The 21,944-nt window shown below is 46.9% G+C and carries 21 protein-coding genes; 5 read left to right on the forward strand and 16 right to left on the reverse strand.

The annotated features are described in order from the left end of the window. Nucleotides 1-6: 6 nt before the first annotated feature. The 10 genes from ACQSGY_RS19180 to ACQSGY_RS19225 form a co-directional block, all read right to left on the reverse strand. Entirely contained in the window at nt 7-1,854 is a 1,848-nt protein-coding gene (locus ACQSGY_RS19180) for an ATP-binding cassette domain-containing protein (RefSeq protein ID WP_427179921.1), read from the reverse strand. After that, nucleotides 1,851-3,140 (reverse strand): hypothetical protein, encoded by a 1,290-nt coding sequence (locus ACQSGY_RS19185; protein WP_427179923.1) that lies wholly within the window; start codon nt 3,138-3,140, stop codon nt 1,851-1,853. The genes ACQSGY_RS19180 and ACQSGY_RS19185 overlap by 4 nt, the downstream gene beginning before the upstream one ends. 90 nt (nt 3,141-3,230) lie before the next feature. Then, entirely contained in the window at nt 3,231-3,473 is a 243-nt protein-coding gene (locus ACQSGY_RS19190; protein WP_216517893.1) for a 4Fe-4S dicluster domain-containing protein, read from the reverse strand. Further along, nucleotides 3,470-4,228: a S24/S26 family peptidase gene (locus ACQSGY_RS19195; protein ID WP_427179925.1), complete on the reverse strand. Its 759-nt coding sequence runs from the start codon at nt 4,226-4,228 to the stop codon at nt 3,470-3,472. Before ACQSGY_RS19195 ends, ACQSGY_RS19190 begins: the two co-directional genes overlap by 4 nt. After that, the gene (locus tag ACQSGY_RS19200; RefSeq protein ID WP_427179927.1) at nt 4,198-4,494 is read right to left on the reverse strand and encodes a PqqD family protein; all 297 of its coding nucleotides are present in this window, start codon (nt 4,492-4,494) and stop codon (nt 4,198-4,200) included. Before ACQSGY_RS19200 ends, ACQSGY_RS19195 begins: the two co-directional genes overlap by 31 nt. Next, nucleotides 4,466-5,824: a radical SAM protein gene (locus ACQSGY_RS19205; RefSeq protein WP_427179928.1), complete on the reverse strand. Its 1,359-nt coding sequence runs from the start codon at nt 5,822-5,824 to the stop codon at nt 4,466-4,468. Before ACQSGY_RS19205 ends, ACQSGY_RS19200 begins: the two co-directional genes overlap by 29 nt. Nucleotides 5,825-6,322: 498 nt before the next feature. Beyond that, on the reverse strand, nt 6,323-7,459 hold the full coding sequence (locus tag ACQSGY_RS19210; protein WP_427179930.1) for a glycosyltransferase: 1,137 nt from the start codon (nt 7,457-7,459) through the stop codon (nt 6,323-6,325). 242 nt (nt 7,460-7,701) lie between these two features. Next, entirely contained in the window at nt 7,702-11,076 is a 3,375-nt protein-coding gene (locus ACQSGY_RS19215; protein WP_427179932.1) for a HEAT repeat domain-containing protein, read from the reverse strand. Nucleotides 11,077-11,228: 152 nt separating this feature from the next. Continuing rightward, entirely contained in the window at nt 11,229-12,563 is a 1,335-nt protein-coding gene (locus ACQSGY_RS19220; RefSeq protein WP_427179934.1) for a histidine kinase dimerization/phospho-acceptor domain-containing protein, read from the reverse strand. Next, entirely contained in the window at nt 12,556-13,254 is a 699-nt protein-coding gene (locus ACQSGY_RS19225; RefSeq protein ID WP_145405488.1) for a response regulator transcription factor, read from the reverse strand. The genes ACQSGY_RS19220 and ACQSGY_RS19225 overlap by 8 nt, the downstream gene beginning before the upstream one ends. A gap of 160 nt (nt 13,255-13,414) precedes the next feature. Here ACQSGY_RS19225 and ACQSGY_RS19230 point away from each other — a divergent pair, with 160 nt between their 5' ends. Beyond that, on the forward strand, nt 13,415-14,242 hold the full coding sequence (locus tag ACQSGY_RS19230) for a TVP38/TMEM64 family protein (protein WP_427179936.1): 828 nt from the start codon (nt 13,415-13,417) through the stop codon (nt 14,240-14,242). Between the two features lie 57 nt (nt 14,243-14,299). Next, a complete protein-coding gene (locus ACQSGY_RS19235) occupies nt 14,300-14,854 on the forward strand; it encodes a GNAT family N-acetyltransferase (RefSeq protein ID WP_427179938.1) in 555 nt (184 codons plus the stop codon). A 176-nt stretch (nt 14,855-15,030) separates the two neighbouring features. On the opposite strand, the gene ACQSGY_RS19240 is transcribed toward ACQSGY_RS19235, so the two are convergent. Next, the gene (locus ACQSGY_RS19240) at nt 15,031-16,197 is read right to left on the reverse strand and encodes a cobalamin-independent methionine synthase II family protein (protein WP_427179939.1); all 1,167 of its coding nucleotides are present in this window, start codon (nt 16,195-16,197) and stop codon (nt 15,031-15,033) included. A 101-nt stretch (nt 16,198-16,298) separates the two neighbouring features. Further along, nucleotides 16,299-17,495, reverse strand: a complete 1,197-nt coding sequence (locus ACQSGY_RS19245; protein WP_427179941.1) for a winged helix-turn-helix domain-containing protein — start codon at nt 17,493-17,495, stop codon at nt 16,299-16,301. 225 nt (nt 17,496-17,720) lie between these two features. Between ACQSGY_RS19245 and ACQSGY_RS19250 the strand changes: the two genes are divergently transcribed. Then, on the forward strand, nt 17,721-17,795 hold the full coding sequence (locus ACQSGY_RS19250) for a putative holin-like toxin (protein ID WP_427180136.1): 75 nt from the start codon (nt 17,721-17,723) through the stop codon (nt 17,793-17,795). Between the two features lie 164 nt (nt 17,796-17,959). Here the strand turns inward: ACQSGY_RS19250 and ACQSGY_RS19255 are convergent, their stop codons facing one another. Continuing rightward, nucleotides 17,960-18,529, reverse strand: a complete 570-nt coding sequence (locus tag ACQSGY_RS19255) for an SF0329 family protein (protein WP_427179943.1) — start codon at nt 18,527-18,529, stop codon at nt 17,960-17,962. A gap of 126 nt (nt 18,530-18,655) precedes the next feature. Further along, nucleotides 18,656-19,651, reverse strand: a complete 996-nt coding sequence (locus ACQSGY_RS19260; RefSeq protein ID WP_145405494.1) for a tRNA dihydrouridine synthase — start codon at nt 19,649-19,651, stop codon at nt 18,656-18,658. Nucleotides 19,652-19,934: 283 nt separating this feature from the next. On the opposite strand from ACQSGY_RS19260, the gene ACQSGY_RS19265 reads away from it, so the two are divergent. Together ACQSGY_RS19265 and ACQSGY_RS19270 are read left to right on the forward strand one after the other, a co-directional pair. Next, entirely contained in the window at nt 19,935-20,336 is a 402-nt protein-coding gene (locus ACQSGY_RS19265; RefSeq protein WP_427179945.1) for a DinB family protein, read from the forward strand. 110 nt (nt 20,337-20,446) lie between these two features. Beyond that, on the forward strand, nt 20,447-20,653 hold the full coding sequence (locus ACQSGY_RS19270; protein WP_427179947.1) for a DUF2536 family protein: 207 nt from the start codon (nt 20,447-20,449) through the stop codon (nt 20,651-20,653). Between the two features lie 159 nt (nt 20,654-20,812). On the opposite strand, the gene ACQSGY_RS19275 is transcribed toward ACQSGY_RS19270, so the two are convergent. Continuing rightward, a complete protein-coding gene (locus ACQSGY_RS19275) occupies nt 20,813-21,631 on the reverse strand; it encodes a VanW family protein (RefSeq protein ID WP_427179949.1) in 819 nt (272 codons plus the stop codon). A gap of 177 nt (nt 21,632-21,808) precedes the next feature. Continuing rightward, complete coding sequence (locus ACQSGY_RS19280) at nt 21,809-21,940, reverse strand: hypothetical protein (RefSeq protein WP_427179951.1); 132 nt, start codon at nt 21,938-21,940, stop codon at nt 21,809-21,811. Nucleotides 21,941-21,944 lie beyond the last annotated feature (4 nt).

Below are 21,944 nucleotides of genomic sequence, written 5' to 3' on the forward strand. Positions count from 1 at the left end.
CCACATTCAGGCCACGTCCCCTCCTTCCTCTTCCTTCATCGTTTCCATAAAAGAAGAAGAGGCTTTCCACATTGCTTGATAAGGTGTGCTTGTCTCAAGCAGCCCTTCATGGGTTCCATAATCCCGGATTTCCCCGTGATCCATTAGGATCACCGAATCGGCAAAAGCACAACCGACCAGACGATGAACAACGAACAATACGGTGTAGCCCTCCAATCGATTAATGATGGACTCCAAAATGCTTAATTCGTTACTCGGGTCCAGTTTGGACGTTGGTTCATCCATAATAATGACCGAGCCTGCGCGATAGATAGCCCGGAACATACTTCTGGCTAACGCCAGCCGCTGCCACTGCCCCTCCGACAGATCCGAGCCTCCAACTTCCGGCCAGAGCTCGGTTTGCTGTCCTTGAGGCAACTTATCTACAAAATGGGCATTGGTGAGCTTCAACGCTTCCATCATATCTTCCGTATGCTCTTTACGAGTGATATCCCCCAGATACACATTCTCGGCAGCGGATAACTTATAACGTCCGTAGTCTTGCAGGCAAAACCCACCAACATTCTCTGACGCTACGGAACCGTGATCCGGCTTCAACAGACCCGCAAGCATCAGCATAAGTGTGCTTTTGCCTGAGCCATTGGCACCAACGATCGCCACCTTGGCTCCGCGTGTAACATCAAAGTTGATATTTTTGAGAACATTGTGCTCCCCGTCATAACTGAACGTTAATTGACGAACGGATATGGCATAGGGAATGTCCATATCATTGTTTTTACGGTCAACCGTATTCATGGCCATACCTTCATATGGCGTTGTGTCTGTATTGCTGACAACAACAGTTGTGTTTGCTGATGTTTCAGAAGCCGGGCTTGCTACTGTGTTCGTCTGTTCCTCTGCAGGCTGCTGAAGGAGCTCTGCCAAAAACATTTTCCGTCCCAGCCAATGCTTGCCTTGGCTAAGAACCAAGCCAAGCAGTTGCTCCAGATGCAGACCTCCGATAAGCAGTGCAGCAACTTCTCCCGGTTGCAAGGTGCCTTGCCACAGCTTCCATAACCCCGCCAGCAATACAATGGTCGTCACAATCCCACTGCCCATCTGACCTGCCAGCCTGTAAAATCCGGCTTTGACCATTTGCCTTATCGTTAACCGTGCAATTCGACTCTGCTCTGTCTGCCACTTGCCTTTCATCCAATCGGACATGCCAAAAACACGCATTTCTTTGGCAGACTTCAATGTGGTCAGCATATCCAGAAACGTCCCTTCGAGCCTCGTTGTTTCCGAAATGCTTTGCAGAAAACCCGATTCAGAGAGCGCTGCCCTTTTCATAAGCCAGACATTAAGCACCGTTCCAGCCAGGATCAGCAAAGGCGCCCACCACGCCACCACCAGCAGAATCCATACCAGGGAGAATCCCGTTATTATGACCTGAAGCAATGCCGTCAGCCCATCCATTCCGCCATGGTAGATCGAGCTAACCGATTCCGAAGTACTTGATATTCGATTTCGCGTTGCCGCCCGAAGCAGCTCATTCTCTGTTCTGCGATTGACATTATCAAACAAACGAATAGACAAATTGTGGTAGACGTGGTCTTTTACTTTTCTAAGAAAATAGGGCTGTATCACGTTGAGCAAGATCGCAATCGTGCCAGCCCCAGCAATAATGCCTATGTAAGCTAATGAAGAGTTGCGGTCGCCATTAGCCAGTTGATTCACTGAATGCTTGATCGCCCATATCATGAAGCCAGGCCATACACCAAGTGCCAAAATGAGCGCTAACAAGGCCCAAATGGCCCGATCTCCTGCCCGAACAATCATCCATATCTGGGCAAACCCGGCATGTATACGGCTCATAATATTCTCCTTCCCGAGGCAGAATCTACGAAAGCAATCGGTGTATGAATCTGTGACAATACGGAAGTCTCAATGTAATAGCCTGGTTCAGTCCGAACGGAAGGGCATAATAAAACAAACTTCCAGGAGGTCTCGACATCATGATCAATGAGCAGACAGAGCGTGTCCGTAGTATCGAATTGCTTCTGCCCCGTCATATGCTCATAAGTCACGGCGGCTTCATGATAACTGTGTTGTATATGATGCCTGGAGCAGATCTCTGCAACACCTTCTGCATCCCACGGCAGGACTAGAAACGGATACGCCATCTCCAGTTCACCCTCATCCTCAGAACCAGCAATATCATAATAATCAGCAATCCATCTGGTGTTCGCCAAAAGATTATACTGATCCTGAATATAGACACGAACTTTCTTCTGGATCGTATGTACGACCGTCATAGGAATATCACGACGAGCCTCTTCCAGATGCGGAGGGGGCCAGTGAGCATTCAGACTGCGAACATATTCGATCAGATGATTGCCAAACCCCATCTTGCCATCATATTGCCCGAGCGCCCACTGGTAGATCAATTTATCTTCTTCATGGAAAACCAGATCAATATTAGTACTGAAAAAGTGATCCACTTCAATCAGAATGATAGCCGAAACGAGATTAATCAGATATGGCTTCAAGCCTTCCTTCACTGCTCCATATTCACCTTCGTGCGCAAGCAGCCATTCTTTAACGAGATAATGAATACCACCTCTGGCGAAGAAAGAGACGTTCAGGTTAAAATCATCCCAAAGTTGAAGCGGCGGTGCTCCAAAAGCCAAATGGACGGAGGTAGTCATGGCTTTGCTTAAACTTGCTCCAAATCTCCCGATCTGCGGCGGAGGCATCGTTGATAACGGATACAGCTTCAGCTCAACAACCTCAGCTATATCATAATTTTGAACTAAAGGTGCAAGATATTCCCGAATCGCTTCACATTGTGATGCCAGATAATTTTCATATTCAGCCATAACCTCAGCGGCTTTGTGATCGGCAGATGCACCCAGTATGCGCTTGACCAATTTCACTTCCGGCCCAGTCTCGACAGCCAGCATATCTTTCAACAGCAAACTGCCCCAATATCGATAGACATTAGAACGAAGACCACGGTTACGAATAAGATTCAACAGCGCAGGTGGATAGTTTCGCTTTTGGGGAACCGTCCATAACTTATCTTGTCTTAACTCATTAATGGCTCTGCACAGTTCCATTAATAGCGGATATTGCCCAACTCGTACACGAAGTGTCGGCATCGTATTCCGGCTCCCCTTCTTCCCTGATACTACATGTCAACGCAAGCCTCTTCCTCCTTGCGCTGACATATGCAGGTTATGCTGGCTTGACTACGTGAGAAAAAACAAACGGTTCTCTTCAATACTGCTTCTCCATTGTTTCGGCACAGCGCTTTCCGGAAAAATAGCTGCCACAGGGCAGGCCAGATCACACAAGCCACAATCGGTACATACCGATGGATTAATGTAATACTGCTTGGCATCCGGAGATGTCTGAATGGCGTCCTCGGGACAAGCCACGATACATTTAGCCAGACGTTCTCCTTCGCACGTAGCCGTAATTACCCATGTCATACGTTTGTCCCCCTCATATGAAAACCTATAATTGCTGCAATGCTTAGTTCGGCTTGCAGGCCATTCCAATAGTCGACTGCTGTTCGAGCCACAACATCCACATCACTCATGCCAATAATACCGGCAGATTCATCCGTTTCTCTCGCCACATCATAACCAGCAAAGATCACGATCCTGCTGGCAGCATACGATAACTCCGATAGATGCTGCCTTGCACCTTCATGAATGACAATCGTTGTCCAGCCCTTCTCCTTCATACTCCTCACCTGGCTGATCGGATTTTCCTCCATCAGGATCTCTACACCAAAGGCACGTGACAAGACTTCATCTAATGAAGCTCCGATGGCCTCAGGATGAACGACTACCTTCATTTCAGAGAATGGCCCTTGCGGACGAACCGCAGTTGATAAACAATGATTATCGAAATTTTGATTAAGCATTTGCTCCTCTGGTATGTCCAGCCGCCCCAATACATCCTTTCGTCGTACAGGAGGATCAGACATATGATTACGATCACCCGCAGTAACAACGAAGTCACGTCCCAGGCTGATTATGCGATGAGCCAGATAACCGTTCATCTGGTCACGAACCAATACAACGTCACCTTCTTTTATTTCATCCAATAAAGGATGCACTGAAATTTGTTGCCCCTGAACAAGAAGAGGATGCATGCAATGGCCCTCAATGACGATCGGAATAGACTTCCCTTGCTGCAATGCGCGAATCAGGAAATCCTGTCTGCGGGTACTAAGCATTCTTTCAGAACTCCTATTTTGGATAATGCCGTTACAAAGTCCCGAATGTCATCCTCAACATGATCTTCATCGCCAATATTAAATTTCAGTTTGATCTGATGACACATCTCATCAAGAGATTGCACGGAATCTGCAAGCATGTTCCATACTGCTTTACTGACATCATCCTCCAAGACGAATACTTCACCAGCGTCAGAAAGAATGAATATTCCCTCTACATTTTCATCAAAAAAGACATCATCGGCTATTTGAAACGACTGGCTCATTCGTTTTACCTCCTGCCATTTTGAAATAAGCGACCATTTTTCTACGGATACCGCGCCTGATGCCTGAACAATCCTGAGGAGAGGTTCCGTCAACATCGCCTGTGGCTCCCCAATGGAATGCACGACAGCCTCCTCCGCAGGATTCTCTGAACGTACATTTCATACATTCTGGTAACGTGTGCACCGTCCTGTTCCGCGAGCGTTCGAACACCTCTGATGTCTCCCATATTTCCCTAAGTGATTTCTCTCGAATTGATCCAGCGTGGAACATTGGAGAATGCATCAGTTTGCAGGGGAATACGTTGCCTTTTGCATCGATTGAAAATTCACTCGTGCCGTGACCACAATGTCGACGGCGCTCATATTGCCTTACGTTCAAAGCATGACAGTCTTCATGGGCATCCCCCATCTCGATATCCAGCATCCGATCGGCAATACGGCGACGTTCACCAAAGTTCAGTCCTTGCATGCGATCATCCCCGCGACCAAGCGTCGCTAGAGGTACAATATTCAAGCGCACCGAGCGCTCCGTGGCAAACTTCAGCATCGGATCAACCGAATCCCGGTTATGCTTGGTCACCGTTTGGTTGATTTTCAACTTGATTCCGGCTTCCAGAAGAAGATCAATGGCCTTGCGCGCCCGTTCCCACGTATTTTTACCGCGGTTGGCTTCATGCTCCTCTTTGTCAAGTGAGTCAAAGCTGATCGTAAACAAATCCACCAGCTTGGCAATTTCATTGACCTTCTCACGGCTATTAATCAACGTGCCGTTGCTGATTACGTTGACTCGTAATCCAATTTCCTTGCTGTAGGCCATGAGCTCCATAATATCCTTGCGGATAAATGCCTCACCGCCCGTGAACACGATGGTACTGGTCCCAAGTTCCATGATCTGTCTAATCATGTCCTTGGCTTCTTCCGTGCTCATATCCCCGTTCATCGAGCGCTCCGGGCTGCTATCCGCGTAACAATAAATACAGCTCAGATTGCATTTGTAGGTGGTTACAAAATAAACAGCGGTAGGTGGTACCTTGCCCATTCCCTGCTTCTGCATCACATCCAGCATGTGATACTCGGCAGGTCGTTCTCCTTGATAAGCCACACGATACATCAGCATCTTTCGGGCAACCTGCTTCACCTGCTGTGGGTTTAAGCCTGAATCAATCAATTCAGCTGCCGATTTTCCGTCGTATATCAATTCCGATGCAATCTCATACTCGCTTGGTGAGTACACAACCCAACAGTTGAGTTGAACGTTATGTACGACATAATGGCCATCTTCGTAGTACACCGCGACATCCGGAATATGCAATCGTTCGTCTATTTGCATGAACAAGCCTCCAGTAATCAAGATAAGAGGCCGATAAACAGGCCTCTTTGTGTGTTCATGAACAATAAATGATTAGCAAGATCCATAACCGCCACCCACTGAAAATGCGCAGCCACAGCCACAGCCTGCTGCAACGGCAATCGCTGCAGATTCCAGTTTGCGGAACGTTGGTTTTTTATAATTCGTCATGTCTTCTCACCTCCTCTCATATAACAACGTAAAGTAAGCGCTTGCATATTGTGTAAATAAAATCTAGTGAAAGAGGAAGCTGATTGAGAGAACAAAAAAGCTGAAACAATTGAATCAGAACGAAAGGGGTAAAGGCTTGTCTAGCATAACGTTGTACATCAAGTCTAGTTTTAAACGAAAGGAGGGAAACAAGAGGTTATTCTAGGAGTGAACGTGAACATAAGTTAGGTCACATTGAATAGTACAAAAAGGTATACTGTAGAGCATTTGTGTATGTGAATTTCAGCATTGCATCGAATGTATTTTGTTTCATATATTTGAATTTTTTTCTAGAATACTGCCATTTTTTTGCTGTGTCAACTGTTTTTTTGAATATTTTGTGAACGATTCATTTCGGTGTATAGCTCTATGCTTGGAAATGTCCTGCAGTGCCAGTTCAAAACGTTCCGCAATGCTTTGAACCGCATACCTTCTTACAGATTCTCTGCATACTTCCGGAGCAGGAAGAGACAGGTCACCCTGCATTATTCTGTCCAAAATTGAAGTCAATTGCCCCAGATCCTCAGGCTCGTACAACCAGCCATTACTGGCATTCACAATCTCTCCTGGCCCATACTTGCAGTTACTGGAGATCACAGGAATTCCCCTGGAAAGTGCTTCAATAAGAACCAGTCCAAACGGTTCAGTATCAGATGCCAGAACTAGTGAGGTTGCATTGCGTACTACATCCCACGGCCTTTGCTGCCATCCATGCCAAACCATGTGATCTTGCAGCCCCAATTGCCGGGACAGCTCTTCCAGCACTTCATATTGATCACCGTCACCGATGATGTGTAATTCAAAGTCTTTCTCTTGCAAAGGAGAAAAAGCCCTCAAAATCTGATCCACATTTTTCACCTTGGCCAGTCTCCCAACAACCACAAAAACGGGATGGACTGCTCTGTTCACATATGGAATGTTATCAAATTTCACGGGATTGTAGACCAGCCTGTTGTGTTTTTCCGGAAAAACACATTGCAAATCTCTTAAATTTCCTTCGCTAATGGCCAGATGGCCATCCGCAGCCCGTAAATCCTCAAAGAATTGATAATAAAAATCCAGATTAAAATGCAGCCAGCTAACGACTGGCACCTGTATATTTAACCGTTCTATCGCCATCGTCGAGGCTTTCACACCAATTGCCCCTGTTGATACGATGATATCTGCTCTCGGAAGATCTTTCATGACGTTTGCCAAGGCAGCAGAATACATATTGAACAAAATATGCTGTGGGATAAAATCGTTTATTTTCGCTGACAACGCGATCGTGTTAATTCCCTCTTGCCAGGTCGTATCTCTGGATTCTCCCTTGAGAATCACAGTAACATTGTGCCTCTCTTTGAGTTCATGATAGATTAACGAAAGGGCTGTTTCCATTCCACCTCGACCACTAAGCAAAATATCCACGACAAATAGGATGTTCAATACCGGATGCCTCCTTGAATGTAGGTCGTCAATCAGCAAAATTCATGATCTTTTTCTAACTTTTTCCACCAAATACTAACACTTCTCCGCTTTAAAGTAAATTATTTTTTTGACCTCTAAAATGCTTGTTCCACAAGCTACATTTATCGATATTTACATGATCCTGCTTGTCATACAGAAAAAGCGGCACAGATGATCCCCTGCACCGCTTTTCCCCATTTATCTTATTCAGAGATCGTACAAATATCTAGAGCCCGCAGCCGGATTGCCTCGTGCTCATGCTGCCTGTAAGCTCTAAGACGCTCGCGGCAATCTTCATTCCAGAACAATGCTTCCCCAGCAAGCTTCAACAGGGAAAGCTCCATATAAGATGAAGCCAGGTCGGTCCGTAATTTCAATATATCGACGATGCCAAGAAGCTGCTCCGGTTCCCAGTATGATTTGCTTGCAAGCAGCATTCGGGTAACCTGCTGATCCACCGAATCCCAAACATATGGATGAGCATTCATAATTTCTAATACAGCGTTCAGACGTACCACCGCCAGGTCAGCCTGACTCCAGCCTATTGCAGCCAAATGTAGAGGAATCACAGCAAACTTCAGCGTTTCATACGGCTGAAGCGCCTCAATTATGGCCGCATATAACGGTGCAAGCATATTCCGCACTGGCGGAGATAACGACACAATTCTCTCCAACAGCCTCAGCAAGCGCTGACGATTGGGCAGGTCTCTCTCGCTACCCGCATTCCAGTCTTCCTTTATCTTCGCTTCAGCCAACTGCCGAATGACATACACAACCTGATCATTCACTTTTCCGTCCTGAACAACATGGACAAACGCATGCAGTGCGGCTTGCCAGCGGCTTGCGTCTTCCAGATCGATCAATGCTCCGCCGGCACAATCCGCGATGATTTCTGCACTCACACTGCCCCAGCGAGTCATGGCCTGAAAAGCCTCCATCGATACAATCGGGTCATTATGACCGGCAATTTCCGTAATCCACTGCAAATATCGCAAACGTGCTTCTACCGGCAGCTCCGCCGGGGACTGATTCAGCAAGCTTCGAGCAATATCCCGGTCTGAAGAAGATGCCATGACACTCATCATCGCCCAGCTTCGCTCATCATCCAGACATTGTCTGGCGGCATGACCGATAGCAATGATAACATCCTTGTGCTGGTTCGGCTTCTCGTACTCCCGAACAAGCAGCGGCATGCTTTCACTGCTTTTGTACGCCCCCAGCAGCCGTATCGCTTCCTTCCTCACTGTGATCTTCAACTTCTCCCGATCCAGCAGCTTCGAGAGCATAGAGGAGAGCAGCTCCGGGCTTACCCTGCGTGCACATTTCGGTATAGAATACATCGCTACGCGCGCACGATCCCCGTCCACATTGTTCAGCAGCACCGGAAGTGCTTCTTCCGGCTCCTCTGTTAAAGAAAAAGCATGCAGCGCGGCTTCTACAATATGTACTTCCGGGTCCTGCAACTGCTTCTCCAGCTGATCCGAGTGATAATCCGGCATGCCTGCCAAGCTGCGCATTGCACTGGCTCGTTCGTGGAAGCTGCGCTTGTTGTCCTGCACCACACGCTCAAGCAGCGAAGCAAGCGCCTGCTGCTGACGCGGCAGCCAGCGGTAAAAGCCATCATACGCAGGCACGAGATAGATCGTTTTGCCCGTTAGATGTTTGCCTTTAAGAACCTTACCCGAGATAAACGGGTCCAGCCACTCCTGACGTTTCCGATGCAGATGCGCAAACACCTCATAGAATGAAATAAAGGTCGGATCACGGTCCAGCAGCTCCCTCACACGTGCATCCCTTGTCTTGTAGGGTGCTAACCAGTAACGGACGGCTTGAGCAGGCGCCTTCTTGCTCTTGACCAGTTCCTCCAGCAGCTGATGAAGCTTGGGCAGATGATCTATAGCTTCCCCAAATACATCAGCCATCCGCAAAACAACATAATCACTTTCCCGCTTGTTTGCTTCTAAACCCACGGCATAGATTTCGTCAAACAATGTTTCGATCGCTGCCCGTGGTATTCCCTTCCAATCTCTTGCATACAGCATGAACTGTCCGTCACGCATCGTCATTCTTCTCATCGCTCTAAGCGCAAACTGGAACAGCGGATGTTCGGACTCCCCGGCATGCTCTCGCAGAATCGCATAAGCCAGCTTCTCCGTTGCCGACCTTGTCCCATGAGAAGTATCTCTGGCCTCAATGACGCTATCGACCAGGATCGTCAGATGATCCACATGCTCCCCCTTGAACATCGGAGCAGGACAGCTCGACAATTCTGTCATCACAGTGAAGCGCACAGGGTCCTGATCATTCTTCACCCTTGTCAGAAAACGCAAGGTCTCCCCCATACCGCGCCGGGATAACGCTGTGCTCTGGATAAGCCGGGCATACGCTATTGCACGCTCATCTGCACTGGACGCCTGAACCGACAGCTCCAGCGTTTCTCTGGCTGCATCGATCATACGGCGCGCAGTCAGTTCAAGCATAATGCCCCGATCTTCCCGAGCATCACGCAAATGGAGCATACGGGCCGCTTCCTGATCGCGCAGCTGATGAGGAAGCACATCGAGCAGGCTCATCGGGAACATGCGCAGCTTGCGCTCCTGTTCTGGATAAGCTGCCTCGAACAACGCCCCCCGGCTGGAAGGTGCAAGTGTATCCAGCACCTTCGCCACTTGATAAGGCGCCGCAGCCAGCAGCTTCACCAGCGCAGTCCATTGCGCAGAGGTGAACCATCTTCTTTTTTTCAATACGCCCGTCGGAACCCCGTTGTTTAGCAAATATGCCCTCGATTCCTCCCGTGTCAGCAGCTCGAATACTCGCTCGGGGCTCGTTTGAATCAGAATACCCAATTGCTCCTTGATCACGGGATGTATCAACTCTTTAGGGCCATATTTCAGCGCATATTCCAGTATCATTCCAGGCCTGAATACACTCAGCTTCTCTACCGCAGTGCTCATCAAGTACCAGACACCTGACTTCCCGCTATCTGACGCCTCGCTCAAAACCTTGTTCAGATATGCAGCAGCCTGATCAGGATAACGAGTTGTGAGGAGCCGCCAGTTACGGAGAGCATATCCCAGCTGCGGCAGCCTTGTGCGAACCGTTTCTTCACTGCACATCGGCAATAGTATAGCGGCCTCCTTGGCTCCCCAGCGTTCCAATACGATCTGCAGCAGTCGTTCTGCCCAATCCTGTCTGTTATACTTCACGATGCTTCGGAGCAGCAGCTGACGCTCTTGATGAGACATCGAAACGATCTCGGCTTCAACAGGATAACCTGAATCGGTAATCAATTCTGCGAGCATCCAGGCCGCCCGGCCCCTGACCCTCGCTTTGCAATGTTTTAATGCATGTTTAACCGCTTGTGCATCCCGCACCGCGCCAGCACCGGTTAAGGCCAGATGTGCTTCGTAAGCTGTTCCGCTGTCCAGCAATTCGATTAGCAGCACGGCATATTCTTCAGGGACTGGATGATCCAGGCCCAGCCGTGCCATTTTTTTCATCCGATTCGAGTAGCCTAGTGAATCCAGCTGCTGCAAGATTCGATCTTTCGTTAGTGGAGTGTGACTGTTCTTCTTCATGAAGCTCTCTCCCCTCACATGTTGACATTCCTTCTATATTAACCCTTCATACCCTGCATAAGTTTCATCTGAACACCAAAAATGCAAGGTTGCTGCCTCCATCTTCTTTTCCTCTGCTGTCCCATCATCTACCCCTTCCCCTTCCACAACGATCACCGATCGGTATCACTTAGAATGACAGGCAGCTCAATCTGTAATGTGAATCTATCATTTTGTTCTGATGTGCTTAACGTTCCATTATGCTGCTCCAGAATTTTTTTACAGCTGACCAGGCCAATCTCGTTGCTGTCCTTCGTTTTGTCAACATGTCTGATCCGATTGGAAACGTTCATGTATAATATTTGCTGTTTCACATGCAGCTCGATATGGACGGGATGGGATGTATCTGCATACTTCTTTATATTAGAAAAAATATTATCAAACACACGACGAATCGCCACCAGATTCATTTCCAGCAAAAAAGGCTGTTCCCCATAATTCGGCTGAATCTGAACATCGATATCCTCGATTACCGCCAGCTGCTCATCCAGCAGCTGATCTAGCAGCTCCCGGCCCTCATAGATTTCGAAGTCCACATCCTCTTCCTCTGATGCAGAAGATACCGTAAAGTATTCAAACAGCTTGTCCGATAAAATCTTGATCTGATAAGCCTTCTCCCGGCTATTATGGATGTATTGCAGCAGATCTTCCTGTGTCTTGTATTTGCCGAGCTCAATAATGTCCATATACCCCAGCAAAATAGTGAGCGGTGTGCGCAAATCATGAGAAATAGCCGTAATCAATTCCCGATTGGCTGTCCTCACTCTTTCCTCGCTGCCAAGCCGTTCCACGAAGGATTTCCGCATCTCATCAATACTCCAGGCGAGTGATGACAACTCATCTCTGCCGGATATGGTGATCTTGTAATCCAGGTTGCCGCCTTCCAGAATTTTAATCTCCCGCTCCAGCTTGCCTATATACGAGATTTTATGACTGATAAGCAGCAGAAAAGCGATAATAAAAGCAATGACGGCAGCGAATACACTCAAGATGAGAAGCAGGTTGTAATACTGATATTCATAAAAACCGACCAGATACACCTGTGCCGGCTGATCTGTAAACTGGACTGTAGTAATCGGTATTTTGGATGGTAAAAACTGAGTCAGCAGCTCCTCATTAATCTCCGGGTCAGCTTCGGTATTGGAGGCGTAGATCAGCTTGTCTTTTACAAATATAAACAGCTTCAGGTAACGCTCCCCGCTAATCCATCTGGATAGTTCCTCATGATCCTGTGTAGACAACTGCTCACTGCTTACAAGAGCCTGGAAGCGTTCCAGCGCATCCTCCTGCCTGTTCTCGACAAAGGTAGATTTACTCAGATAACTGTCCAGCGCCGTCTCTCCCGCTACTTGAAAAACAATGGATACCCCTGCTGCAACAAGCAGCGAGATAATAATGGCAAGCACCATCTTGAGCTTCAGCTGTTTGCCCATCAGAAATCTATTCAATTTTGTACCCCTTCCCCCAGACGGTCTTCACATATTTCGGATGCTGCGGGTCGTCTTCCAGCTTGTTTCTCAGGTTACGGATATGGACCATGACGGTGTTATTACAGGTATAAAAATAAGGCTGTCGCCAGACACTCTCATATATATTTTCGGCTGAAAATACCTTTCTTCGTTTCGATGCCAGCAGCATCAAAATCTGATATTCAATATCGGTGAGCGAGATTTCCTTCTCCCCGATGTATACTGATTTGGAATCCTGATGAATCTTCAGATCCTTCACCACGATGTGGTCCGTCTCTTCAATTTTCTCCTTGCCCCGGTAGACATAATAGCGGCGCAGCAGCGCTTTGACCCTTGCAACAAGCTCGGTATAGGAGAACGGTTTGGACAGAAAGTCATCGCTCCCCGACGAGAAGGCTAGTTGTTTATCCGAATCCTGTGTTTTCGCTGTAAGAAACAGGATCGGTGCACTCGTTTTTTCACGAATCTCGAGACATGCCTTCAAGCCTGACTTGTTGGGCATCATCATATCCAGAATAATGAGGTCCGTCTCTTCCGTTACTTTATCCACTGCATCTTGGCCGTCCACGGCTTCGATGACTTCATAATTTTCACTTTCCAACAAAATCCTGACGATCTCGCGTATTTCACTATTGTCGTCTGCAATCAGAATCTGCTTGCTGTTATTCATCGAAATCCCTCCGTCCACTATCAGTATAGTCCGCGATTTCTCCCAGAGCCAGCATATGCATCTCGGCTTAAGAATTCTTCAGAAGTTCTGTGGGCTAATCTTCATGTTTTCGATTTATACTGTAAGTAATCAAGGTTATTAAACAAAGGGAGTCGTACCTATGAAGCAATATTCGAAACATGGCGTGCTCAAAATACTGCTGGGTCTGTTCGCTGCCTTGGCGATAGGTCTGCTCATCTATTATGCTTCTGACATCATCAAAATCATGTCGTCGATGGACAACTTCAGAGCGTATATTCATTCCACCGGACACTGGGGACCGGTCATGTTCATCCTGTTCCAAATTCTTCAGATCGTCGTTGCACCGATTCCCGGAGAGATTGTACAGATTGCCGGGGGATATATCTACGGTTCCGCACTTGGCTCCTTCTATACAACAGTCGGTCTGATCCTGGGTTCAGCCATCGCCTTCTATTTCACCCGGTTTATCGGCCGTGATTTCGTATCCCGCCTGCTTCAGAAGCAGAATATGAAATGGATCTCGTTTATGCAGGACGAGCGCAAGTTTACTGCCTTTTTGTTTATCTTTTTTGTGGTTCCGGGGTTACCCAAGGATATGCTGGTATTTGTGGCCGCGCTGACCTCCATTAGCTCCTTGCGTTTCTTCATCATACTGCTGGTGGCGAGACTGCCATGGATTATCGCATCAGCTGCGTTAGGCTCGACCATTCAAACACAGCAGTACACTATTGCGATCATCATATCCGTTATTGCTGTTATCGGTTTTGTACTCGGCTATATCTACAAAGACAAGCTAATGAACCTGTTCTCCAAAGCGGAGCAGGCCAACGAAGCGCCCCAGGTCGATGAGACCACCAAAACAAATGAGACAAAGAATACAAACAAGGTCATAAACGCTGTCAAAGCCAAAGCCGCTCCTGCCCTGACCAAGCCTCGAGACATGGCCGCCGTCAAAAATAAAGGATAATACGAAGCAATGATTCATCATTCTGTATTATATACAACATAACTGGAGGAATTATTTATGTACCCCATTGAAACCAATCGATTGATCCTGCGCAATTTCACCGCAGCAGACGCTGCCGGACTGCTGGAGTATACAGCCAACCCACGCGTGAACTGTTTTATGGATCATCAGATGACAACAATTGAGCAGGCCACCGCCGAAGCCGAGAAACGCAGCAATGACGATTCCCATATCGCGGTCTGCCTGAAAGACAGCAATGAACTGATTGGTGAACTGTTCGGCATGAAGGAAGAGAAGGATTCGGATACGTACAGTATTGGCTGGAATTTCAACGGAAGGTATGAAGGAAAAGGTTATGCCAGCGAGGGCGCGAGGGCGTTCATCGAACATCTCTTCATGGAGCAGGGCATACGCAGACTGTACGCTTATGTGGAGGACGATAACTTCCGTTCCCAGAAGCTGTGTGAGAAGCTGGGCATGCGCCGGGAAGGTCTGTTCCTCGAATTCATCTCGTTTGTCAAACACGAGGATGGCACCCCGAAATACGAGAACACCTACCAATATGCTTTATTAAAAAAAGAATGGCTTACGCAGCAGGAAGCTCGGAAGTAACCGAAATAAGCCAGCTAACGCAGCCATAGACCTTATATACACATGCTGCATGATGCACCGAAACGGCTCACCATAAATATGGCGGCTTCTCCCCGGATATATTCCGAAGGATAAGCCGCCATTGTTGCTTTTATAGATGTATAGAAAGGTGATGCCAGACACACCATCTGTTCAGCTTAGATCGCATTTCCCCAGTATTGCTTTGCAATCTGCTGACCCTGATGAATTTTTGCCCACTGCTGTGCTTCACTCAGCTCATTCCCGCCGTCACAGGAGGCAAAGCCGCACTGGTGAGAGAGCAGCAGCCTGTCCTTGTCTATAATCTTGGATGCCTCATCCAGCAAACGGACAACACGCTCCTCATCGTCAAGTGTACTTGTCTTGGAGGACAGCAGGCCGAGAACAATCTCCGTATCCGGTCGATCCTTGAACACTTCCAGCGCTTCGATGGAACCTGCACGATCATCATCCCACTCCAGGAAGAAGCGGTCATACTTCAACTGTTTCAGGAACAGATTCGCAATCTTCGCATATGATCCACCGCCCATGTTGCGGGAATCATAATTGCCGCGGCAATTATGTGTCCACATTTTCAGACCCAGGCTGTGACCGTAGTCAATAATCGTGTTGTTAATGTCGATAAACTCTGTAGCGAGTCCTTGTACTTCCTCCTGATTAATATGCTCCCCGGTGAACGGCGAGTTCGGATTGTCGTCAGCGAACAGCTCCCACAGACAGTCGTCCATCTGCAGAATCGTACCGCCCGCAGCTGCAAATTCCTGCACAAATTCCTTATACGCGCTGACCAGACCTGCTTTGAGCTCCTGTGTATTCTGGTACACCGCATCCTTGCCTCCGATGTTATCCGACCAGGACAGTTCACCGAAAATATGCGATGGTGAAGGAATGCAGAGCTTGGTCTGCTGGTCGCCGGCTTTCTCCTGCAGCTGTTTGAACAGTTGAATAAAATGATGGTTTTTCCCGCTCAACTGGCCCGTAATGCGTAGTCCGATATCCTTGCGAGTTTCATATTTTGAAGTGCCATCCACATCTCTAAAAAAGTAACCATGATCTGCGATATAACGCTCCACCCCATCAAAACCCCAGACAAAGTCGAGATGCCACATCGATTTGGAAAATTCACCATCCGTAATGACGGTCAGATTGTTCTCAATCTCTTTCTGTACAACCTGATCAATGGCTTTGCTCTCACATTGCTGGTACCCTTCAAAATTTTCATAGAATGGATACTGGATGTCATCCCGATGCTCAATCTGTGTTTTATATGTCAACAGCTCTTCTGGCCGCAATAAACTTCCTACAATCTGAAACTTGTCTGTCATAAAAATAACCCCCTCGTTTGTATATGTTCATCATATCACGCAGAGCAGGGTTAGAAGAGATACCAAAAAAGTATGACTGGTTATAGCTTTAGGCTATATCACTATGCTTCCATTACTACCGTTTCACAGCTGTTAAATAACGAGAATCGCTGGAAGCAATCGTTCACTTGTGCTTCAAGCTGCTTGGTTAACTGTACATCTTTCTCGTACCAGACATGTTTCACAACAAGCTTGCTGGCTTTACGCTCCACAACAATCTCGGCCCTACCGATAAATCGATCCCCATATAATAAAGGCAGCACGTAATAACCAAATTTTCGTTTGAGTGCGGGCGTGTAGATCTCCCATTTATAATCATAGTCAAACAATGCATTTATGAGTTTTCTGTCCCACATCATATTGTCCAGCGGAGCAATCAGCTCGCAGCGCTTAGGCAATTCCTGATTTTGCAGTATCGTGTCGATCCAGGGCATGTCTTCCGACCTGCAATATAAGGTCTCCTTCATCTGCTCTACCCTGACCTCGATAATCCGATTTTCCTGCAATAGTTCTTCGAAGACTTTGTTGCGCTGCTCCGACTTTAATCCCCATATATGAAGCCAGGCATCCGATGCACGATTCCACAGCAGGCCTACAGCACCAATTCGGCGCAATACCCTCCACTTGTGATGCTGCAATTCGTCCATCAGTGGCTCAGGCGCATACAGCAGATCAGACCGTATATATTTCTCCGCCACATCATAATACTTGCGTGTTCCCTTTTTATGATGTATAACCAGCTCGCCTGTCGAATACATCTGCTCCAGCACGGACCGGGCAATGTTGCCACCACTACTCCAGTGGATGGCTGAGCTCCAGGTGAAATCTCCACTCAACTGTAATACATTCAAATCATTCGAGCTTACCGGACCATAATGCTGTATATAATTCCTTACTTGTGTAGTTAGCGCCTCCATCTCGGGATACTTCATGGCATGCTGCCTGGCAGCTTGTCTGTATCGTTCGAAATAAGGCCAGTCCTCCACGGGCATGATCGCCAGATTTTTGTCAGGATAATCAACCAGCAATCGATCCTGATACAACAACTCGTCGAGCATGCTCTTGCTAAATCCGCTGATTCGTGACTGGAGTACCAGTTCGGCGTTTTTTCCACAGACATCGATCGGATCATATTGAATGCAGCCAACTTGCCGCACAAAGTCCATAATGCCTGCCTTTCCGATAAACTGATGTTCCCCCAGCAACCCATGCTTCAACAACAAAAACTGTCTTGCCTGCCGTTTGGTTAATCGTATCATGAACATGTTCACTCCTTAACAAGTTCAATCCCAGTAATATACGAATATGTATTAAGCAAAAAACATAAAAACATACGTTCTTATTCTATCGTAACATGAATCTTACCTTGATTGCCATTATCGTGCACCTAAGGAAATATGTATTATGGTATAATTGCATAGCAATGGAAAGGCTGATATGGGCGGTCGGCTAATCTCCCGGAAGGGAGGTGATGCCTTGTGACAGTGTTTGAAGCGATTATGCTGATGCTTACCTTTGGTTTGCTAGTTACAGCGCTGCTGTCCGATAAACACAAGTAGACCGCCCACCCACGCAAAGGTTGCGGTCTACTTGGTCGTGTATCCTCTTGTTTGAAGCCCACCGCCCTTAAAAGCGGCTATTGCGCAAAGAGTCGTGTCGTCGCACGGCTCTCTTTGCATTATAAGCTGTTTATAGCCTTAGTATAACACGAGCAATTAAATTTTCACACCGTCCTGCGGCGCAGTTCATAAAAATACTGCACAGCAGGATGCTTAATTTTAATCGACTCCGACATGTTCAGAATCCGCTTTTTACCCACTCGTCTGTCAATCAGCGCCAAAATATTGAGCAGGATATCTTTACTCTCCAGATTGTCCTCAATTGAAGTCGCTAGAAACGTAGTTGCTGCTGTTGTAAAGTTAGATTTGCTTAACGCCGTTTGAGAAGCTAACAGCTCTTTGGCATGAGATGTGCTTTTTCGGCCTCGCACCATGATCTCAAGCCGCTCCTCAGGCACAGCCCCTTTTGTTTCTTTTCGAATCGCTTCAATCTCTTCAGGACTTACAGGGATGACGATGTTCGGATCGTTTTTGATCTCCTGATCGTTCTGATACCACCGGATAGGTGTTGTCGTATCCGCCATATTAAGGATGTTCTTCTGATCTACAGTCAGGTAACAGCTTCCTGATTTATCCGGTGAATAGCGATAGCTGGTCGCCCGGTACGAAACTTTTCCAGCCAGTGCAGGACTAAGAAAACTGTCTAATTGTTGTTTTAATTTACTCCAGGACATCTACTTCACCTGCTTTTTCTATTTTTCGTTCGAACGACCAAGGCCCCTCTTAAAAGAAAAACATAGCCGCGCAGGCTATGTCTCTCTAACCTAAATCATCATTCTTCTGAATTTCCGGTAACTAAGTCAGTCTACTTGCTTATCTGCCTCATCTGAATTATGGTTTTTGTCAAACTCATCCAGCAATTCACGTACTCTGGCGGTTGTTTTGGCGTTCATCAAGTTACCTCTCAGCTCACTCGCACCGCGGAAGCCACGGACATAGATTTTGAAAAAACGAGCCAGCGGACTAAACGAACGCGGTTCCAGCTCCGAGTATTGATCATGCAAATCCAGATGCAGCCGCAGCAGATGAAGAAATTCCTCTGTGGTGTGCTCCCGCGGCTCCTTCTCAAACGCAAACGGATTCTGGAAAATGCCCCGCCCGATCATAATGCCGTCCACGCCGTACTGCTCCGCCAGTTTCAGACCAGTCTCACGGTCAAGGATATCCCCGTTAATGGTTAGCAGTGTATTCGGTGCGATCTCGTCCCGCAGCTTTTTGATCTCGGGAATCAATTCCCAGTGCGCGTCCACCTTGCTCATTTCCTCTCTTGTCCGCAGGTGAATGGACAGATTCACAATGTCTTGCTGCAAAATATGAGTTAACCAGTCACGCCATTCATCGACCTCGGTGAAACCCAGCCTTGTTTTGACGCTAACGGGCAGCCCTCCGGCTTTTGCCGCCTGAATAATCTCCGCCGCAAGCGCTGGTCGGCAGATCAGACCGCTCCCTTTGCCATTCTCTGCTACATTCGCCACAGGACAGCCCATATTAATGTCAATGCCCTTGAAGCCTTCCTTCGCCATACCGATGCTCATCTCGCGGAAAAACTCCGGCTTGTCTCCCCAAATATGAGCTACAATCGGCTGTTCATCTGCGGTAAAGGTCAACCGCCCGCGCACACTTTTGTTGCCCTCCGGGTGACAGTAGCTTTCCGTATTTGCAAACTCGGTAAAAAACACATCCGGTCTGCCCGCCTCACTGACCACATGACGAAATACAACATCCGTCACGTCCTCCATCGGCGCCAATATAAAAAATGGTCGTGGCAATTCACGCCAAAAATTGTCTTTCGTCATATCCAAAACCTCTCTATGCATACTAGGGAAATTCTTTATCCCGAAATGGTTCATCATCTGTAGAATGATTATATCACACCCTTGAAAGAAGCATACTTCTCTTGAAAAACCGAATACATTTGACATCACCATATTTCAAGGATATTATAGACATGTTTAATCTTTGATTAAAGAGTGAATGGGCAGCCACTTATAAAGGAGATTAATGAAAATGGATATACTAACGAGTCAATATGAAATGATTAAACGAACGAGAGAGTCCCTCTTCTAAATGTGTGAGACGATGTCCCCTGCAGCTTACTTGCAAACCGTTGAAGCATTAGGCGGAGAATCCATCCGTAACCTGCATGTCCATGTCACAGATTGTTATCGCGTATGGTTAGGCGTTCGCGGTCTTGGACGAACCATTCCCAAGTTAAAGTCAGAATCCATCAGAGACGTACAAGAAATGCGCACTTTATTTGAAAATACAGATTTGCTGGTTGATGAATTTCTCCATGATTTTAGAGACAACTGGGACGCGAGCATGCAAGCCAGTTGGATGAGTGAAACCGCTGAATTAAGTGAATTATGGCTTTTTACACATTGTATAACCCATGAATTTCATCATCGAGGGCAGATTGTGAAAATCGCAAGACTCCTCGGAACCATTCCGCCCAAAATGAATTTATCTAAAATAAAATAATCACATGCGATCTACCTTATTTTCACTTGCCGATCCCCAAGGGCTCAACTACAATGGAACTCGGGTAAATGGTTATTAACATTCATACAAAATGGAGGTCTACATCACATATGGAAATTTCACTGGATATCATGAAGGACAAGGTTGAATGCCTTCAAGCTTATGACTTTCAGGAATTGGAACGAGCGATCGATGAACGAATCAATGTGAACAAAGCCCTTCTTTTACGCGTGAAGCTGGTTCAGCATCAAGTTACGTTTGATCCCGTTCGCAATAAAATGCTGTATAGTGCAGTGGTGCATTTTGCTGTAGAGTGAATGGCTTATTTTTAGTAAAGCTTCATGATATTCGTTGAAAAAAAGCAGGTTATCCAGAAGATAGCCTGCTTGTGCTGTATTGCTGCATGATTCAATGTTGAGCTAAATGTATAAGCGGATGATACGGCGATCTCCTCTGATCGAAGTTCACATTCTACTTCATGCATTCCCTACAGATTCAGTTAAAAGAGGTGAATACATCATAAGCGCATTGTTCTCCGTAATGAATTCATCGTTAACAAGTTCCCCATCCTGATTAAAAACATGTCGATGGAGCACATTCCGTCTCACATAACCACCCCAATGCTGCTGTTCAATGCGGTGCTGCTGCTCGTAAATTTCGTAAGAATGCAGTGGACTTGTATCTGCACGCCATTCTCCTCTCAGCACATGATCTCTCAACTCCAGATGAAGCTGGTAACAGGTTGACGTTGGATTAGAAATCATCAGATCCAGATAGTTATATGCACATGTTGCCCCGCTGCCAAAGGGCTGTGTACGTTTCGAATCGGGAAAAACATCATAACTGTGCCGGTGACGCTCAACCACAGCGAGTGGAGTGTGCAGGGTCATCCAATATAAAAGATTCGAGAGCTGACAGAGTCCTCCACCAACTCCCGGCTTAAAGCCGCCATAAAATAAAATCATACCCGGAACGTATCCTTTACGTGCGGTTGTTTTACCGATCAGCTTCCAATAGGACATCGTTTCACCGGGCTGAATAAGAAGTCCATTGAGGCATTGAATCGCAATCGACAGATTGATCTCTTTGTTGTGCTGGAGCCACATATCTACATCCTTTAATTTTCGTAGTGTAGGCGTTTCGTGCTGAAATACAACGTGAGGAAGCTTCTCCTGCGAAAAAGATTTAGCGAATGAAGTACCGTCCACCAGCCATCTAGCATATCTTCGCCAAATGTAATATGTTTTCCCCAGCATCAGTCTAAGTCTCGATCTCGGAACAGGTTTCTTTATCATTCAATCAGTCCCCTCGCTCTTATACTTCATCTATTAATTATTGAACACTCTACTCCTTACTCAGGTTACGAATGGTCCGAAGCTCCCTGTGCCAAAACAACAAAAAGACCTGAATTCACAAGAATCCAGGTCAAAGATACATGATGGAGTTTACATTCAGAACAGAAGCTTTTCTTGTTACTCTTCAAAAAAAACAGATAAAAATTCCGTGTCGTGCCGCACATCTTTGGATAACAGCCGTTCTTGCTCTATAGAGGGACCCGCTTCATTCTTGCGAATAAATTCCTTGAGCATGACATCCGCGTTCATATGA

The sequence above is a fragment of the Paenibacillus sp. TC-CSREp1 genome, assembly GCF_050171015.1.
In the GTDB taxonomy this organism is placed as follows: domain Bacteria; phylum Bacillota; class Bacilli; order Paenibacillales; family Paenibacillaceae; genus Paenibacillus; species Paenibacillus silvae.

What these genes read in the sequence shown, in the direction of transcription:
- ACQSGY_RS19185 (WP_427179923.1), bottom strand. Translation starts at nt 3,140, where the DNA reads ATGCCGACACTTCGTGTACGAGTTGGGCAATATCCGCTATTAATGGAA.
- ACQSGY_RS19215 (WP_427179932.1), bottom strand. Translation starts at nt 11,076, where the DNA reads ATGAAGAAGAACAGTCACACTCCACTAACGAAAGATCGAATCTTGCAG.
- ACQSGY_RS19240 (WP_427179939.1), bottom strand. Translation starts at nt 16,197, where the DNA reads ATGACAGACAAGTTTCAGATTGTAGGAAGTTTATTGCGGCCAGAAGAG.
- ACQSGY_RS19225 (WP_145405488.1), bottom strand. Translation starts at nt 13,254, where the DNA reads ATGAATAACAGCAAGCAGATTCTGATTGCAGACGACAATAGTGAAATA.
- ACQSGY_RS19275 (WP_427179949.1), bottom strand. Translation starts at nt 21,631, where the DNA reads ATGATAAAGAAACCTGTTCCGAGATCGAGACTTAGACTGATGCTGGGG.
- ACQSGY_RS19280 (WP_427179951.1), bottom strand. Translation starts at nt 21,940, where the DNA reads ATGAACGCGGATGTCATGCTCAAGGAATTTATTCGCAAGAATGAAGCG.
- ACQSGY_RS19230 (WP_427179936.1), top strand. Translation starts at nt 13,415, where the DNA reads ATGAAGCAATATTCGAAACATGGCGTGCTCAAAATACTGCTGGGTCTG.
- ACQSGY_RS19195 (WP_427179925.1), bottom strand. Translation starts at nt 4,228, where the DNA reads ATGCTTAGTACCCGCAGACAGGATTTCCTGATTCGCGCATTGCAGCAA.
- ACQSGY_RS19260 (WP_145405494.1), bottom strand. Translation starts at nt 19,651, where the DNA reads ATGACGAAAGACAATTTTTGGCGTGAATTGCCACGACCATTTTTTATA.
- ACQSGY_RS19245 (WP_427179941.1), bottom strand. Translation starts at nt 17,495, where the DNA reads ATGATACGATTAACCAAACGGCAGGCAAGACAGTTTTTGTTGTTGAAG.
- ACQSGY_RS19265 (WP_427179945.1), top strand. Translation starts at nt 19,935, where the DNA reads ATGTCCCCTGCAGCTTACTTGCAAACCGTTGAAGCATTAGGCGGAGAA.
- ACQSGY_RS19205 (WP_427179928.1), bottom strand. Translation starts at nt 5,824, where the DNA reads ATGCAAATAGACGAACGATTGCATATTCCGGATGTCGCGGTGTACTAC.
- ACQSGY_RS19235 (WP_427179938.1), top strand. Translation starts at nt 14,300, where the DNA reads ATGTACCCCATTGAAACCAATCGATTGATCCTGCGCAATTTCACCGCA.
- ACQSGY_RS19180 (WP_427179921.1), bottom strand. Translation starts at nt 1,854, where the DNA reads ATGAGCCGTATACATGCCGGGTTTGCCCAGATATGGATGATTGTTCGG.
- ACQSGY_RS19200 (WP_427179927.1), bottom strand. Translation starts at nt 4,494, where the DNA reads ATGAGCCAGTCGTTTCAAATAGCCGATGATGTCTTTTTTGATGAAAAT.
- ACQSGY_RS19255 (WP_427179943.1), bottom strand. Translation starts at nt 18,529, where the DNA reads ATGTCCTGGAGTAAATTAAAACAACAATTAGACAGTTTTCTTAGTCCT.
- ACQSGY_RS19270 (WP_427179947.1), top strand. Translation starts at nt 20,447, where the DNA reads ATGGAAATTTCACTGGATATCATGAAGGACAAGGTTGAATGCCTTCAA.
- ACQSGY_RS19190 (WP_216517893.1), bottom strand. Translation starts at nt 3,473, where the DNA reads ATGACATGGGTAATTACGGCTACGTGCGAAGGAGAACGTCTGGCTAAA.